The 15550-nt window shown below is 55.3% G+C and carries 12 protein-coding genes; 8 read left to right on the top strand and 4 right to left on the bottom strand.

All coding sequences use genetic code 11. From position 1 onward, the window contains the following. Together GN242_RS13935 and GN242_RS13930 are read left to right on the top strand one after the other, a co-directional pair. A complete protein-coding gene (locus GN242_RS13935; RefSeq protein ID WP_156287688.1) occupies positions 1-1551 on the top strand; it encodes an efflux transporter outer membrane subunit in 1551 nt (516 codons plus the stop codon). Between the two features lie 653 nt (positions 1552-2204). Continuing rightward, complete coding sequence (locus GN242_RS13930; protein ID WP_156287687.1) at positions 2205-3797, top strand: ABC-F family ATPase; 1593 nt, start codon at positions 2205-2207, stop codon at positions 3795-3797. Between the two features lie 32 nt (positions 3798-3829). Here GN242_RS13930 and GN242_RS13925 read toward each other — a convergent pair whose 3' ends face one another. Genes GN242_RS13925 through moeA form a run of 3 tightly spaced genes read right to left on the bottom strand, consistent with a single transcriptional unit; the run spans position 3830 to position 7426 of the window. After that, a complete protein-coding gene (locus GN242_RS13925; RefSeq protein ID WP_230320672.1) occupies positions 3830-5383 on the bottom strand; it encodes a sensor domain-containing diguanylate cyclase in 1554 nt (517 codons plus the stop codon). 35 nt (positions 5384-5418) lie between these two features. Then, a complete protein-coding gene (gene moeB / locus GN242_RS13920; RefSeq protein ID WP_156287686.1) occupies positions 5419-6189 on the bottom strand; it encodes a molybdopterin-synthase adenylyltransferase MoeB in 771 nt (256 codons plus the stop codon). Position 6190: 1 nt separating this feature from the next. Then, complete coding sequence (gene moeA, locus GN242_RS13915) at positions 6191-7426, bottom strand: molybdopterin molybdotransferase MoeA (RefSeq protein ID WP_156287685.1); 1236 nt, start codon at positions 7424-7426, stop codon at positions 6191-6193. A 264-nt stretch (positions 7427-7690) separates the two neighbouring features. Here moeA and GN242_RS13910 point away from each other — a divergent pair, with 264 nt between their 5' ends. From GN242_RS13910 to GN242_RS13885, 6 genes are all read left to right on the top strand, one after another. Further along, entirely contained in the window at positions 7691-8647 is a 957-nt protein-coding gene (locus GN242_RS13910; RefSeq protein WP_156287684.1) for an isoaspartyl peptidase/L-asparaginase family protein, read from the top strand. Continuing rightward, a complete protein-coding gene (gene gsiA / locus GN242_RS13905) occupies positions 8647-10497 on the top strand; it encodes a glutathione ABC transporter ATP-binding protein GsiA (RefSeq protein ID WP_156287683.1) in 1851 nt (616 codons plus the stop codon). The genes GN242_RS13910 and gsiA overlap by 1 nt, the downstream gene beginning before the upstream one ends. A 31-nt stretch (positions 10498-10528) precedes the next feature. Further along, positions 10529-12067 (top strand): glutathione ABC transporter substrate-binding protein GsiB, encoded by a 1539-nt coding sequence (gene gsiB, locus GN242_RS13900; RefSeq protein ID WP_197094733.1) that lies wholly within the window; start codon positions 10529-10531, stop codon positions 12065-12067. Between the two features lie 41 nt (positions 12068-12108). Further along, positions 12109-13029, top strand: coding sequence for a glutathione ABC transporter permease GsiC (gene gsiC / locus GN242_RS13895; RefSeq protein WP_156287682.1), 921 nt, complete (start codon positions 12109-12111; stop codon positions 13027-13029). 9 nt (positions 13030-13038) lie between these two features. Beyond that, positions 13039-13944, top strand: coding sequence for a glutathione ABC transporter permease GsiD (gsiD, locus tag GN242_RS13890; RefSeq protein ID WP_154751990.1), 906 nt, complete (start codon positions 13039-13041; stop codon positions 13942-13944). 135 nt (positions 13945-14079) lie between these two features. Beyond that, positions 14080-14745: a DUF3313 domain-containing protein gene (locus GN242_RS13885; RefSeq protein ID WP_156287681.1), complete on the top strand. Its 666-nt coding sequence runs from the start codon at positions 14080-14082 to the stop codon at positions 14743-14745. Between the two features lie 129 nt (positions 14746-14874). On the opposite strand, the gene GN242_RS13880 is transcribed toward GN242_RS13885, so the two are convergent. Next, positions 14875-15531 (bottom strand): HAD family hydrolase, encoded by a 657-nt coding sequence (locus GN242_RS13880; protein ID WP_156287680.1) that lies wholly within the window; start codon positions 15529-15531, stop codon positions 14875-14877. Positions 15532-15550 lie beyond the last annotated feature (19 nt).

Below are 15550 nucleotides of genomic sequence, written 5' to 3'. Positions count from 1 at the left end.
ATGAACGTTCCCTCTTCCTTTTTGCGTTCGCGCAGTGGCGTACTGGTGGCGGCAGCACTGACGCTGAGTGCCTGTGCCGTTGGCCCGGATTATCAGGCCCCGAAGCCTGCCACTCCGGCACATTTTAACAGCATGCAGCCGGACGCTGGATCGGCACCGCTGGCGGCAGCAACCAATCCAGACTGGTGGAAATCGTTTAACGATCCACAGCTTGACAGCCTTATCGTGCGGGCGATTCAGGGCAATCTGTCACTGCAACAGGCGGTGCTGCGTATTGCCGGAGCACGCCAGCAGCTCAATCAGGCGCGGGGGGCATGGGCACCGTCGGTCAGCGGTAATGCGCGGTTTACACGCCAGCAGCTGGGTATCAAAGGCGAGCTGGAGTCTGAAGGTGTCTATGATCAGCTTGAACAGGTGGGCAGCGAGACTGACCTGCGCCCGGCGCTCGATAGCCTGACCAAACCGGTCGGCCTGTATCAGGGTAGCTTTGATGCCTCCTGGGAGCTGGATCTGTGGGGCAAGGTGCGGCGTGAAGTTGAAGTAGCCGGAGCGCGCCAGCAGCAGTCGGTGGAAAGTCGTAATGATGCGCTGGTATCGCTGGAAGCAGAAGTTGCCAGAGCTTACCTGCAACTGCGCGGAGCACAGGCGATTACTCAGACTTTGCAGACGCAGATTGACGTCGCGCAGCAGACGCTGGAATTGACCCAGAGCCAGCAGCGCAACGGGCTGGCACCACAGACCAACGTTGAAAATGCGCGGGCGCAGGTCAACTCACTGCGCGCTCAGTTGCCGCAGTATCAGGCACAGATTCATCAGGCGATGAACGGCCTGGCTGTGTTGACCGGCAGAGTGCCCGGCGCGCTGGATGCCGAGCTGATGGCTGCCAAACCGCTGCCCGCGCTGCCCAAAGCGGTGCCGGTGGGGGTGCCCTCTGAACTGGCGCGCCGTCGCCCTGACGTACGTGAAGCTGAAGCCAGCCTGCACGCCGCAACCGCCAATATCGGCGTTTCCGTAGCGCAGCTCTTTCCCAGCCTGTCGCTTACCGGGCAGTTTGGCATGCGCAACAGCGATGCCAGCTATCTCGATAACTGGAGCAGCCATTTCTACAGTTTCGGGCCGTCGGTCACCATCCCTGTTTTCCAGGGGGGAAGATTGGTTTCCAGTGTGAAACTGGCACGGGCGCAGCAGGCAAGTGCCGCGCTGGGCTATCGTCAGACGGTGCTGACAGCGTTACAGGATGTGGAAAATGCACTGGTCAGCTATCGTAGTGACCAGCAGCAGGTTGAAGGGCTGGATGATACGGTAGCGGCCTTACAAAGTACCTTTAATCTCGCCAGTGACAGCTATCGTCAGGGATTGTCGACCTTTATCGAGGCGCTGGACGCCCAGCGCCAGCTGGCACAGGCGCAGCAGCAGGCGGAACAGGCGCGGGTACAGAGCAGCCTTGATCTGGTCGCTCTGTATAAAGCGCTCGGTGGCGGCTGGGAAGGGTGGCAAAACGTGGCGCTGCCGGAATATGCGGTATTTGGCCCGGCAGAAAATCCAGGGTAAGAATCATCTTAAATGGCAGGGCGCGGCTTTCACCAGATTGCCGCGCTTTTTTTATTAGCAAAAAACATTTCTCTCATAAAAAGAAAGAATTGAGAGTCTTCTGTGAGTAACTAATACCAGAAAGCCATTTACTTCCTGTATATAGCTTTGAAATCTGCCAACTATAGCTACGCAGAAGTATCGTGATGATAGATTAATATTATGCGGTGAAAGCTAGTTATTATTGAATTAATAACCTGAAATATATATGTTTTTCAAATTAAGCAATCAGCATCTCTGGGTATGCTCCTGTTGCCCTTCTGTCATCCTTTCTAATTTAAAATGAAATAAAGGGTTGGTATTTCATTTAAGATGAAACATTCTCGGATTTTTTTTGCTATACGGATCACCAGAGTGTGTTTTTATTGGCTCAATAATGATTTATCGCTCTGTACTCACTGACCAGGTTGATGAGAGGCCACAGTAATCACCATGGCAAAACTCCTTATTTCCCTTGCATTCCCGATGCTGCTCGCCACCGTAGGGGTCTCCCGGCCTGAATATTCTCTCCTCGCCATTATTCCCCCTGCCAGACCACTGTATGCCCCGCGCCTTTTTTTTGGCATAATGCGCGCTGACTCACATAATCACATCGCAAACGAAAGGTCATCTCTGTGCTAGTTTCCAGCAACGTCACCATGCAGTTTGGCAGTAAGCCGCTGTTCGAAAATATCTCTGTCAAATTTGGCGGCGGCAACCGCTATGGCCTGATCGGCGCCAACGGCAGCGGCAAATCCACCTTTATGAAAATTCTGGGCGGCGACCTGGTGCCTTCAGGCGGCAACGTTGCTCTCGATCCGAACGAGCGCCTGGGTAAATTGCGCCAGGATCAGTTCGCCTTTGAGGAGTATTCCGTTCTGGATACCGTCATCATGGGCCATGGTGAGCTGTGGGCAGTGAAGGAAGAGCGCGACGCGATCTATGCGCTGCCGGAAATGAGCGAAGAAGACGGCTACAAAGTCGCCGATCTCGAAGTGAAGTATGGCGAGATGGACGGGTATACCGCGGAAGCGCGTGCCGGTGAACTGCTGCTGGGCGTGGGTATTCCGCTGGAGCAACATTACGGCCCGATGAGCGAAGTCGCTCCCGGCTGGAAACTGCGTGTGCTGCTGGCACAGGCGCTGTTCTCTAACCCTGAAATCCTGCTGCTTGACGAACCAACGAACAACCTGGACATCGATACTATTCGCTGGCTGGAGCAGGTGCTGAACGAGCGTAACAGCACCATGATTATCATTTCGCATGACCGTCACTTCCTGAATATGGTGTGTACGCATATGGCGGATCTGGATTACGGTGAACTGCGCGTCTATCCGGGCAACTACGACGAATATATGACGGCGGCTACCCAGGCCCGCGAGCGTCTGCTGTCAGATAACGCCAAGAAAAAGGCGCAGATCAACGAACTGCAATCCTTTGTCAGCCGCTTCAGTGCTAACGCCTCTAAATCTCGTCAGGCGACTTCACGCGCTAAACAGATTGATAAGATCAAACTGGACGAAGTGAAAGCCTCCAGCCGTCAGAACCCGTTTATCCGTTTCGAACAGGATAAGAAGCTGTTCCGTAACGCGCTGACGCTGGAAGCCGTCACCAAAGGTTTCGACAACGGCCCGCTGTTCAAAAACGTCAATATGCTGCTTGAAGTGGGCGAAAAGCTGGCGATTCTCGGCCCGAACGGTATTGGTAAAACCACGCTGCTGAAAACGCTGGTAGGCGAACTGCTGCCGGATAACGGTACGGTTAAATGGTCTGAAAACGCACAGATTGGTTATTATGCTCAGGATCATGCCCACGACTTTACCGAAGACCTCAGCGTGTTTGACTGGATGAGCCAGTGGAAGCAGGATGGTGATGACGAGCAGGCCGTACGCGGTATTCTGGGTCGCCTGCTGTTCACTCAGGACGATATCAAAAAGCCTGCGAAGGTGCTGTCCGGTGGTGAAAAGGGCCGTATGCTGTTTGGTAAGCTGATGATGCAGAAGCCTAACGTGCTGATCATGGATGAGCCAACCAACCACCTTGATATGGAATCCATCGAAGCGCTGAATATGGCGCTGGAGATGTACGAAGGAACGCTGATCTTCGTTTCTCACGACCGTGAATTCGTCAGCTCGCTGGCAACCCGTGTGATTGAGATGTCACCGGGCAAAATCAACGACTTTACCGGCGACTACGAAGATTACCTGCGTAGCCAGGGCATCGTTTAAGGTTGCAAGATTCGGGCTGGCCGTAGCTATGGTCAGCCCGCTTTAACCTCCTCCACCCGGTTTTTCCCCGCTTTCTTCGCTGTATATAGTGCTTTATCTGCCTCAAAAATCAGTGCCAGACTGACGTCAACGTTACGTTCGGCGTTTATCACATGCATCCCAACGCTTATTGTCACAATGTACCCCGTCTGGGCTGCCTTTTTATGGGGAATGGCGAGATCGGCGATGGCGGCAACAGCCTGATGGGCAAAACGCCGTGCAGCAGCGCTATCGGCTCCCGGCATCACAACCGCAAACTCTTCACCGCCGTAACGCGCTACCAGATCTTCAGGCCGGCGTGGCAGGTGTGCCAGCGTGTCGCCGACCAGCTTCAGGCACTCATCACCTGCCAGGTGTCCGTAGGTATCATTAAACAGTTTAAAATTATCGACATCGATCATCAGCAGGGCTAGCGGAGTGCGCAGCTTGGCCGACCGTTCTGCACTGCGTTGCAGATAGAGATCAAACTGCCGACGGTTCGCCAATCCGGTCAGACCGTCCACCAGCGCCAGGGTTTGCAGCGTACGGTTCATTGAGGTCAGGCGATCGCGCACCTCTGTCAGCTCGCGCTGGTTTCTCAGATTGAGGGAGATATGGCGCAGCACCAGGAAGCCCAGCAGGAAGATCACCAGCAGCAGCATGGTACAGAGCGTGATATAGATGCTGATATCGGAGAACCACGCCTCCAGCAATTGCTGTTTATCGTAGCCGGCGGCAACCACCAGCGGGTAACGCTTCAGGCTGGCGTAGCCAAACACCCGCTCAATACCATCCAGCGCAGACTTATAGATTGCTGTACCGCTGGAGGCATTCTTCAACAGGTTGGTAAACAGCGGGCTATCGGACAAGTTACGATTTATCGTGCTATCCGAGAACGGGCGTACGTAAAGAATAGTGCCGTCTTTTAGCATCAGCGCCAGCACATCGCGCTCACCAAGGTTGTAATAGCTGTAAATCTGTTTGAAGAAATCGAGACGTATTGTGGCAAGCAGTACACCGCGAAAGGAGCCGTCGTAGTTATCAAGGCGCATAGAGACGGGAATAATAAGCTCTCCGCTGCTTCTGCTACGAATAACGTTACCAATATGAACCTGACTGCCGCTGTGCTGTTGATGATAGTTAAAATATTCGCGATCGGCGTTATTGGCGCGTTTCGGAACATTTCCGGCGGAAGTGACCACCCAGTTACCTTTGGCATCAAAGATAAACAGGCCGTGCAGCTGTGGCAGGCTGGCTTTACGATTGGTCAGTATTTCATGCAGGTATTCGCTTTGATCGTCGCGTTCACCGATCAGGGAGATGCGATCGCGCAGATCCTGTAAGGTCAGATCAACCTGTAAGAAAGAGTCTTCAGCCTGCCTCGACAATGACTGGGAAAGATTACGGGCATCGATCTGTGAGGTGGAGATCATGCGGTTCCATGAACTCCAGACAATCCAGCCGTTAATGGCAATAACGGCGGTCACAATGACCAGCAGGAAAATAATCATCAGCTGACGCAGTGATGACTTTTCGCTCTCATTTATCGCACTGTCTTCATCAATCATGTGCTAATCAATCCTTTATGCATCCAGGCAACAGCTTAACTATAGTGCTGGTTGGCAATGCCGCACACTTCACATGCAGGATCCTGAGTCAGCGTCATACTGCGGAACTGAAAAGTCATCGCATCGTAGAGAAGAAGTTTGCCCGCCACCGGTTTGCCGTAGTGGGTCAGGGCGCGAATAGCCTCCATGGCCTGTAGTGAGCCGATTACCCCCACCAGCGGAGCCATGACGCCGGCCTCAACGCAGCTTAACGTTGCTGCACCGAACAGACGGCTGACACAGCGGTAACAGGGTTCGTTATCGCCCCAGCTAAAGACGCTGACCTGGCCCTCCATTCGAATCGCCGCGCCGGAGACCAGCGTAATTTTTCGCGCATGGCACAGATGGTTGAGCTGTTCGCGCGTCTCCACGTTATCACAGCAATCCACCACCAGATGATGGTCGGCGATCTGCTTATCAAGCTGCGCATCTGTCAGCCGCGCGTTGATAGCCGCAATGCCGATCAGTGAGTTGATAGCGCTCAGGCGTGCCCGCGCTGAGTCCACTTTCGCCATCCCGACCTGCGCTTCGCCGTGCAGCACCTGGCGCTGCAAATTAGACTCTGACACCTGGTCAAAATCGAGCAGCGTCAGATGTCCCACCCCGGCCGAAGCGAGATACTGAGCGGCGGCACAGCCGAGGCCGCCCAGCCCCACAATCAGTACCCGCGATGCCTTGAGCCGCTCCTGGCCGTCAAAGTCGAAGCCGCGCAGCACAATCTGGCGATTGTAGCGCAGCATCTCCTCATCGTTCAGTTCGGGTAACATATCAGCCTTCCAGTAATGAGTTGAATGGTTCCACTTCCACCCATTCTCCCGCTTCGACGTTACCACGGCCCTGTTCCAGAACAATGAAGCAGTTAGCCTGCTGGAAAGAGCTGAAGATATGCGAACCCTGATGGCCGGTGGTCTGCACCTCAAGTTCGCCCTGTGCGTTGCGCTGTAAAATACCGCGCTGGAAGTCGAGCCGGCCTGGTGATTTTTTCAGGGAACTGGCGCTACGCACCCGCTGGCGCGGCGGCAGTGACGGGCCTTGCTGTCCGGCGAGTTTTGCCAGCAACGGTTGTACCAGCTGGTAAAAGGTGACCACTGCTGATACCGGATTGCCGGGCAGGCCGCAGAACCAGCTATTGGACAGGCGACCGAAGGCAAAGGGTTTTCCGGGCTTAATAGCCAGCTTCCAGAAGCCGACTTCACCCAGCTCCTCCAGCATCAGGCGGGTGTAATCCGCTTCACCCACTGAGACACCACCGCTGCTAATGACCACATCAGCGCGGCTATCGGCCTCGACAAATGCGGCACGCAGAGCGGTGGGGTCGTCACGGATTATACCGAGATCGGTCACCTCGCAGCCGAGCTTGTTCAGCATCAGCTGCACGGCGAAACGGTTGGTATCGTAAATCTGGCCGGCGGCCAAAGGTTGCCCGACGGGTTGTAATTCATCACCGGTGGAGAACAGGGCGACGCGCAGTTTGCGCAGCACGGCGACCTGCGCAATCCCCAGCGATGCCAGCAGCGGCAGTTCGGCCGCACCCAGCTTAACTCCGGCTTCCAGTACTTGAGTTCCCTGGCGAATATCCTCACCTGTCCGGCGGATATTTTGTCCTTTTCTGACGTCGGCAGTTACGCGGATAGCATCGCCTTCCAGTTCGGTCTGCTCCTGCATAACCACCGCCTCACAGCCTGCTGGCAGCGGAGCACCGGTCATAATACGAATGCAGGTACCGGCAGGCCAGTCGCCGCTAAAAGGAGTGCCTGCAAAGGCTTTCCCCACCACGGGCAGAGCGTGGTTTGCGGTGAGATCCGCCATACGCAGGGCGTAGCCATCCATGGCGGAGTTATCGAACGGTGGCACATCAATCGGGGAGATCACCGCGCTGGCGGTAATGCGGCCTGCGGCATCCGGCAGGGAAACCTTGTCCTGTTGCTGAACAGGGGCAATGCGTGCCAGCAGGGTATTTAGCGCGTCATCCAGCGAGATCAATCCCGCAGTGAAAGCTTCCATTGAGTCATTTCTCCAGAATTCAGGCAAAAACTGATGGCAGCATTATGGCGTGAATCCGCCCCAGGGTCACGTTTGCCTGAACGGGTAAGCCGTCGCGCTAACTGCTCTTAGGTTTATCTTAGAACAATTGGTTATTATCAGGGTGCGAACTTTCTGCTTTACATCGTTATATTGCCTGCCTATAGTCAAAAACTGCTATTTTTCGACAAAACTTTTCTAACTCAGTGTTTTTCATGCTGATTTGGTCCACAGGGTAAATGAATTATGGCTATAGCGACGATTGCAATTCACGGTGGTGCAGGTGCTATCGCGCGTGCCAGCATGGATGCAGATAAAGAACTGCTCTACCGTCAGGCGCTGTTGCAGATCGTTGCCAGCGGACAGGCGCTGCTGGCGGCGGGCGGGAGTGCACTGGATGTGGTCACCGAGGCGGTACGCCAGCTGGAGGAGTGCCCGCTGTTTAATGCCGGGATCGGTTCGGTATTTACCCATGATGGTACCCACGAACTGGATGCCTGCGTAATGGACGGGCGCACACGTGAAGCCGGTGCAGTGGCGGGTCTCAGTCGTGTACGTAATCCGGTACTTGCCGCACGCGCTGTGCTGGAAAACAGCCCCCATGTGTTATTTATTGGCAGCGGTGCGGAATCGTTTGCTGCGGAAAATGGCCTTGAAATGGTCGAAAATTCATTTTTCTCCACTCCTGAACGTCGCGCCCAGCTTGAGCATGCGATCTCCACTCAACAAATGTTACTGGATCACGACGGCACATCGCCCGGTGAACCGCTTGATCCCAACCGTAAATTTGGCACGGTCGGTGCGGTTGCGCTCGATATGGCGGGCCACCTTGCGGCGGCGACCTCTACCGGCGGGATGACCAATAAACAGGTCGGGCGGGTAGGTGATTCGCCAATTCCGGGAGCCGGCTGCTATGCCAGCAACAGCGTTGCTGTCTCCTGTACCGGAACCGGAGAAGTATTTATGCGTACGCTGGCAGCCTATGATGTCGCCGCGATGATGGACTATTCTGGTCTGACCTTACAGCAGGCCAGCGATAAAGTTATCCATGAAAATATCCCTGCGCTGGGAGGCAGCGGCGGGCTAATCGCCGTCGATGCTGCCGGCAATGTGGTGCTGCCGTTTAATAGCGAGGGTATGTACCGCGGCTATGGGGTGGCAGGCGAGCTGCCGGTGGTGGCTATTTATCGGGAGGAGCATTGATGAGTGAGTTACCCCATCAGGATGATGCGGTGCTGTCAGTGCGCGATCTCAGTGTCAGCTTTCAGCATGAAGGCCAGCGCATTCAGGCGGTAAATAATTTGTCGCTGACGGTTCGTCAGGGCGAAACGCTGGCGCTTGTCGGGGAGTCTGGTTCGGGTAAGTCCGTCACTTCTCTGGCACTGATGCGGCTGGTGGAGCAGGGCGGGGGCACTATCGACAGCGGAGAGATATGGCTGCGCCGGCGTAATCAGCAGCAGGTCAACCTTGCTGTACTGCCACAATCGCAGCTGCGTACTATTCGCGGTGCTGATATGGCAATGATTTTCCAGGAGCCGATGACCTCGCTTAATCCGGTATTTCCGGTGGGCGAGCAGATTGCCGAATCCATCCGTCTGCACCAGGGTAAAAGCCATGCCGGAGCGCTGGCTGAAGCGAAGCGTATGCTTGATCTGGTGCGTATTCCTGAGGCAAAAAACGTGCTGTCGCGCTATCCGCATCAGCTTTCCGGCGGTATGCGTCAGCGTGTAATGATTGCGATGGCGCTCTCCTGCCGTCCGTCGCTGCTGATTGCCGATGAGCCTACCACTGCGCTCGATGTCACTATTCAGGCACAAATACTCCAGCTGATCCGCGTATTGCAAAAAGAGATGCATATGGGCGTGATTTTTATCACTCACGATATGGGTGTGGTGGCAGAAATGGCCGATCGCGTGCAGGTTATGTATCGCGGTGATGTGGTGGAAACCGGCAGCGTGGAGTCGATCTTCAGCGAACCAAAGCAGCCTTATACCCGTGCGCTGCTGGCCGCCGTGCCGAAGCTGGGAGCCATGGCCGGACGCAGCGGCCCGGCAAAGTTTCCGCTGATCCGCGATGGCGTACCGGTGGAAGAGGCGACTTATAATACGGTGAACCCGCAGGATACGCCGATTCTTCAGGTGCGCGATCTGATCACCCGTTTTGATATTCGCAGCGGGCTGCTCAACCGGGTACATCGACGGGTGCATGCCGTAGAGAAAGTCAGCTTTGATTTGCGCCCCGGCGAAACGCTGGCGCTGGTAGGTGAATCCGGCTGTGGCAAGTCCACCACCGGGCGTTCACTGCTGCGGCTGGTAGAGAGTCAGGGGGGCAGCATTACCTTTAACGGCAAACGCATCGATAATTTATCCGGTGCGGCTTTGTCGCATCTCCGCCGGGATATTCAGTTTATTTTTCAGGATCCTTATGCCTCGCTCGATCCCCGCCTGACGGTAGGTTTCTCGATTATGGAGCCGCTGCTGGTACACGGCATTGCCCGTGGTCGTGAGGCGGAACAGCGGGTTGCCGCTCTGCTGGAGCGCGTCGGGCTGCTGCCGGAGCACGCAGAGCGCTATCCTCATGAGTTCTCCGGGGGGCAGCGGCAGCGTATATGCATTGCACGAGCCCTGGCGCTTAATCCAAAAGTAGTGATTGCTGATGAAGCGGTATCGGCGCTGGATGTGTCCATCCAGGCGCAGATTATTAATCTGATGCTCGATTTGCAGCGCGAATTTGGCATCGCGTTTCTGTTTATCTCTCACGATATGGCGGTAGTTGAACGTATCAGCCATCGTGTGGCGGTGATGTTCCTCGGGCAGATTGTAGAGATTGGCCCGCGCCAGGCGGTCTTTGAACATCCCCAGCATCCTTACACTCGTAAGCTGCTGGCTGCCGTCCCGGTGGCCGATCCGGCACATCGCCGACGTGAACGCGCACTGCTGGTTGATGAAATACCCAGCCCCATCCGCGATCTTGGTGACGAGCCGGACGTGGCCCCGCTGGTCGAGGTGAGCGCCGGGCACTACGTGGCGCGTCATGTTATTAATCGCAGTTGAAACGACTACTTAGAAGAAGGGATGATGAGAGATGATGAATCAATATACGCGTAAGTTACTGTTAACCGCCGGCCTGCTGGGCACGGTTGTTGCGCTGCCTGCATGGGCAGCGAAAGATGTCACCATTGCCGTAGCTTCAAACTTCACCACCCTTGATCCGTATGACGCTAATGACACCCTTTCGCAGGCGGTGGCAAAGTCATTTTATCAGGGGCTGTTTGGTTTTGATAAAGAGATGAAGCTGGAAAATGTGCTGGCAGAGAGCTACCAGGCCAGCCCGGATGGGCTGATCTACACCATCAAACTGAAAAGCGGCGTTAAGTTTCAGGATGGCACACCGTTTAACGCCGCAGCGGTAAAAGCAAACCTCGATCGCGCCAGCAACCCGGACAATCATCTCAAACGTTATAACCTGTTTAAAACCATCGCCAGCACCGAAGCGGTGGATGACAGCACGGTAAAGATCACCCTTAAGCAGCCGTTCTCCGCCTTTATTAACACCCTTGCCAGCCCGGCAGCGGCGATGATCTCGCCGGATGCGCTGAAGAAATACGGTAAAGATATCGGCTTCCATCCGGTCGGTACCGGCCCGTACGAATTCGTCACCTGGAACCAGACTGACTTTGTCAAAGTGAAGAAATTCGCCGGTTACTGGAAGCCAGGCTATCCGAAGCTGGACAGCATTACCTGGCGTCCGGTGGTGGATAACAACACCCGTTCCGCTATGCTGCAAACCGGAGAAGCTAACTTTGCTTTCCCGATCCCGTTTGAACAGGCCAAACTGCTGGAGAAAAACAGCAAGCTGGATCTGGTTACATCGCCATCCATCATGCAGCGCTATATCAGCTTTAACGTCACCCAGAAACCGTTTGATAATCCAAAAGTGCGTGAAGCGATTAACTACGCCATTAACCGCCAGGCGCTGGCTAAAGTCGCTTTTGCAGGCTATGCCACACCGGCAACCGGCATTGTGCCACCGTCGATCCAGTACTCACAAAGCTACCCGGCTCCGGAATATAACCCGGCTAAAGCGCGCGAGCTGCTGAAGGAAGCGGGCTATCCGAACGGCTTTACCACCGCGCTGTGGTCTTCACATAACCACAGCACTGCGCAGAAGGTGTTGCAGTTTACACAGCAGCAGCTGGCGCAGGTGGGGATCAAAGTGGAGCTGACGGCGATGGATGCCGGCCAGCGTGCGGCACAGGTTGAAGATAAAGGCCAGAAAGAGAGCGGTGTGCGTATGTTCTACACCGGCTGGTCAGCCTCAACCGGGGAAGCTAACTGGGCGCTGACGCCGCTGTTTGCCACCCAGTCCTGGCCACCAACCATCTTTAACACCGCGTTCTACAGCAACCCTCAGGTGGATAAAGACCTCGCTGACGCACTGAATACTACCGACAGCGAGAAAAAAGCTGCGCTGTACAAAGATGCTCAGGATCGCATCTGGAAAGATCAGCCGTGGGCACCGCTGGTGGTGGAAAAGCTGGTTTCAGCTAATACCAAAAACCTCACCGGGTTCTATGTGATGCCGGATACCTCGTTCAGCTTTGACGAGGCTGACCTGAAGTAACCGACTAACGCGCCTCCCTTTGGGGAGGTGCAGGGTAAAAAATGCTTAACTATTTTCTCAAACGCTTACTGGGGCTGATTCCCACGCTGCTGATTGTGGCGGTGCTGGTGTTCCTGTTTGTTCATCTGCTGCCCGGCGACCCGGCGCGTCTGATTGCCGGACGTGAAGCGGATGCGCAGGTGGTGGCGATGGTGCGCGAACAGCTTGGGCTGAATCTGCCGCTGCCGCAGCAATTCTGGCACTACATCTCCCACGCGCTGCGCGGTGATTTTGGCATCTCAATGGTCTCCAGACGCCCGGTCTCGGCTGAGATTGCCCAGCGCTTTCTGCCGACGCTGTATCTGACGCTCTCCAGCATGGTGTGGTCAGTGATTTTTGGCATGGCGATTGGCATTATCTCAGCCGTATGGCGCAACCGCTGGCCGGACAGGCTGGGCATGACGCTGGCGGTATCGGGTATCTCTTTTCCGGCGTTTGCGCTGGGCATCCTGCTGATGCAGGTGTTTTCCGTGGAGCTTGGCTGGCTGCCGACCGTTGGTGCAGATAGCTGGCAGCACTATATTCTCCCTTCGATTACCCTTGGCGCTGCCGTCGCGGCGGTGATGGCGCGCTTTACTCGCGCCTCTTTTGTTGAGGTGATGCAGGAAGATTATATGCGTACCGCGCGGGCAAAAGGCGTGCGTGAATCGGTGGTGGTGATCAAACACGGCCTGCGTAATGCGATGATCCCGGTGGTCACCATGATGGGGCTGCAATTTGGTTTCCTGCTTGGCGGTTCAATCGTGGTCGAGGTGGTGTTCAACTGGCCAGGGCTTGGACGACTGCTGGTGGATTCGGTGGAAATGCGTGATTACCCGGTTATTCAGGCTGAAGTACTGCTGTTTTCACTGGAGTTTATTTTGATTAACCTGGTGGTCGATATGCTGTATGCAGCGATCAACCCCGCCATTCGCTACAAGTAAGGATGCACAATGATTAACTGGCGACGTAACGCCGTCATCTCTGCGCTGCCGGGTATCAGCCCCAATCGCGTCCGTACCCCTTGGCGCGAATTCTGGCGGCGTTTCCGCCGTCAGCATGTGGCAATGATTGCGGCAGTGTTTGTGCTGCTCTTGATCCTGATTGCGCTGTTTGCGCCGCTGCTTGCCCCTTTTGATGCTGAAAACTTTTTTGATTATGACCGGCTGAACGAAGGGCCGTCTATGGTGCACTGGTTTGGTGTGGATGCGCTGGGGCGTGATATCTTTAGTCGCGTACTGCTGGGCAGTCGGCTGTCGCTGGTGGCGGGATTCTTCTCCGTGGCGGTGGGCGCGGCGATCGGTACTCTGCTGGGTCTGCTGGCGGGTTACTATGAGGGCTGGTGGGATCGCATTATTATGCGTATCTGCGATGTGCTGTTCGCTTTCCCCGGCATTCTGCTGGCGATTGCCGTCGTAGCGGTAATGGGCAACGGTATGTCGAATGTGATTCTGGCGGTGGCGATATTCAGTATTCCGGCTTTTGCCCGTCTGGTGCGCGGCAATACTCTGGTGCTGAAACATCTGACCTATATTGAGTCTGCGCGCAGCATTGGCGCATCGGATCTCACCATTATTCTGCGCCATATTTTGCCGGGAACGCTGTCGTCAATCGTAGTCTACTTCACCATGCGTATCGGAACCTCGATTATTTCCGCCGCCAGCCTGTCATTCTTAGGCCTGGGCGCGCAGCCACCTACACCGGAGTGGGGGGCGATGCTGAATGAGGCTCAGGCCGATATGGTGCTGGCTCCGCATGTGGCCATTTTCCCCAGCCTTGCCATCTTCTTCACGGTGCTGGCATTTAATTTGCTGGGCGATGGGCTACGCGATGCTTTGGATCCCAGGCTAAAAACCTGATATCGCAGTTTTACTGCCAGCTGAAATTTTTCGGCTATATCACCGCTTTGCGATCAAATATTTTGTTGATCTTGCTGGTGAATCGACCGGCGCACTCTATGCTTGTATAACTTTCACTAAGCAAGGAATTGGGTTATGCGGAAAATGCGTCTTCCTCTGGTCGCCGGGCTGGCAACGTTGTGTGTGGTGCTGGCTGGTTGCTCATCTAAAGTGGCTGACACCACGCAGTACTCCGGCTATCTGGCGGATTATTCCAAACTGAAACCAACAGAATCACCGAGCGGTCACCAGACCCTTCGTTGGGTCTCACCCGATTTTAAACTCTCTGATTATCGCGGCATCTACTATACGCCGGTGGTCTACTACCCGGCGGCGAAACCTACAGCCCGCGTCAGCCAGGCTACGCTGGATAAAGTACGAGCTTACCTCGATCAGCAGCTAAAAACGGCGGTTGCCGAGCGTAAGCCGCTGGTCAATCAGGCTGGTCCCGGCACGCTGGTGATGAAAACGGCTATCACTGCCGTGAATGCCGAAAATCAGGATATGAAATTCTATGAAGTAGTGCCGGTCGCGGCTGTCGTTGCCAGTACTATGGCGGCATCCGGACATCGTACGCAGAACAGCGTGCTGTTCCTGGAAGCTGAACTGCTTGATGCAAAAACCGGTAAACCGGTGGTGGAAGTGGTACGTAAGGCCTACGGGAAAACCGTGCCCAACAGCAGTACGCCCATTAATGAAGCAGAGCTGAAAAGTGCCATCGATGAGATGGTGCGGGATGTGGTCACCTTCCCGGCGCAGTAATCCTTGCTGATTCAGTCCGGGCGGGCCGCTGCATGGCCCGCCCTCTGTTTATTCAGGTTAGCTATCTGCAATAACTGACCCGCAGTTTTCATCAGATCCCTTATCCGCAGCTTCAATCTTTCAACCTGCTTACCTGTTCCAGTGGCAGATTTCCCAGCCGCGCTGCTGCGCCAGCTGGTTCAGCTGTCCGTCAGGGTTAATAACGCAGGCGTGATCCGCGTGTTCCAGCATCGGCAGGTCATTAAGTGAATCGCTATACGCCCAGGTGCGGGAGAATTCTGCCGTCTGTTCCTGCTTCAGCCAGTCTTTCAGGCGGCTGACTTTGCCCTCTTTGTAGGTCATGGTGCCGTAGGTCTGGCCGCTGTAGCGGTCATCGACCATCTCGACCCCAATAGCCAGTGCGCCGCATGCCCCCAGCTGTTGTGCAATCGGGGTGACCAGATGTTCACCGCTCGCGGAGATTATCAGCACGGTATCGCCACGTTCCCGATGCCAGTTCAGGCGTTCGCGGGCGGCGGGATAGACCCGTGGCAGAATGTCCCGATGGATAAAACGACGTATCCAGCCGGAAACGGTGGTGGTTGCCATTCCGGCAAGTGGAGAGAGCGTGGTGTTCATATACTCTTCCATCGACAACGAACCCTGATAGTATTGCTCCATCAGTGCTCGTTCCTCATCGATCAGAGCGGCGGGGGCAAAACCCTGTGATACCAGCCAGCGCAGCCACAGGCCGGTGCTGTCTTCGCAAATCAGTGTTTCATCGAGATCGAACAGCGCTAAATCCATCTTTTGACTCCTCATGCGG

The organism is Erwinia sorbitola (assembly GCF_009738185.1).
GTDB lineage: Bacteria > Pseudomonadota > Gammaproteobacteria > Enterobacterales > Enterobacteriaceae > Erwinia > Erwinia sorbitola.
The sequence above is the reverse complement of the archived record's forward strand: the minus strand, read 5'-3'. Positions and strand labels throughout refer to the sequence as shown.

Bases quoted from the DNA above. Each gene is read 5' to 3' on its own strand.
- GN242_RS13935 (WP_156287688.1), top strand. From the start codon at position 1: ATGAACGTTCCCTCTTCCTTTTTGCGTTCGCGCAGTGGCGTACTGGTG.
- GN242_RS13925 (WP_230320672.1), bottom strand. From the start codon at position 5,383: ATGATTGATGAAGACAGTGCGATAAATGAGAGCGAAAAGTCATCACTG.
- moeB (WP_156287686.1), bottom strand. From the start codon at position 6,189: ATGTTACCCGAACTGAACGATGAGGAGATGCTGCGCTACAATCGCCAG.
- moeA (WP_156287685.1), bottom strand. From the start codon at position 7,426: ATGGAAGCTTTCACTGCGGGATTGATCTCGCTGGATGACGCGCTAAAT.
- GN242_RS13910 (WP_156287684.1), top strand. From the start codon at position 7,691: ATGGCTATAGCGACGATTGCAATTCACGGTGGTGCAGGTGCTATCGCG.
- gsiA (WP_156287683.1), top strand. From the start codon at position 8,647: ATGAGTGAGTTACCCCATCAGGATGATGCGGTGCTGTCAGTGCGCGAT.
- gsiB (WP_197094733.1), top strand. From the start codon at position 10,529: ATGATGAATCAATATACGCGTAAGTTACTGTTAACCGCCGGCCTGCTG.
- gsiC (WP_156287682.1), top strand. From the start codon at position 12,109: ATGCTTAACTATTTTCTCAAACGCTTACTGGGGCTGATTCCCACGCTG.
- gsiD (WP_154751990.1), top strand. From the start codon at position 13,039: ATGATTAACTGGCGACGTAACGCCGTCATCTCTGCGCTGCCGGGTATC.
- GN242_RS13885 (WP_156287681.1), top strand. From the start codon at position 14,080: ATGCGGAAAATGCGTCTTCCTCTGGTCGCCGGGCTGGCAACGTTGTGT.
- GN242_RS13880 (WP_156287680.1), bottom strand. From the start codon at position 15,531: ATGGATTTAGCGCTGTTCGATCTCGATGAAACACTGATTTGCGAAGAC.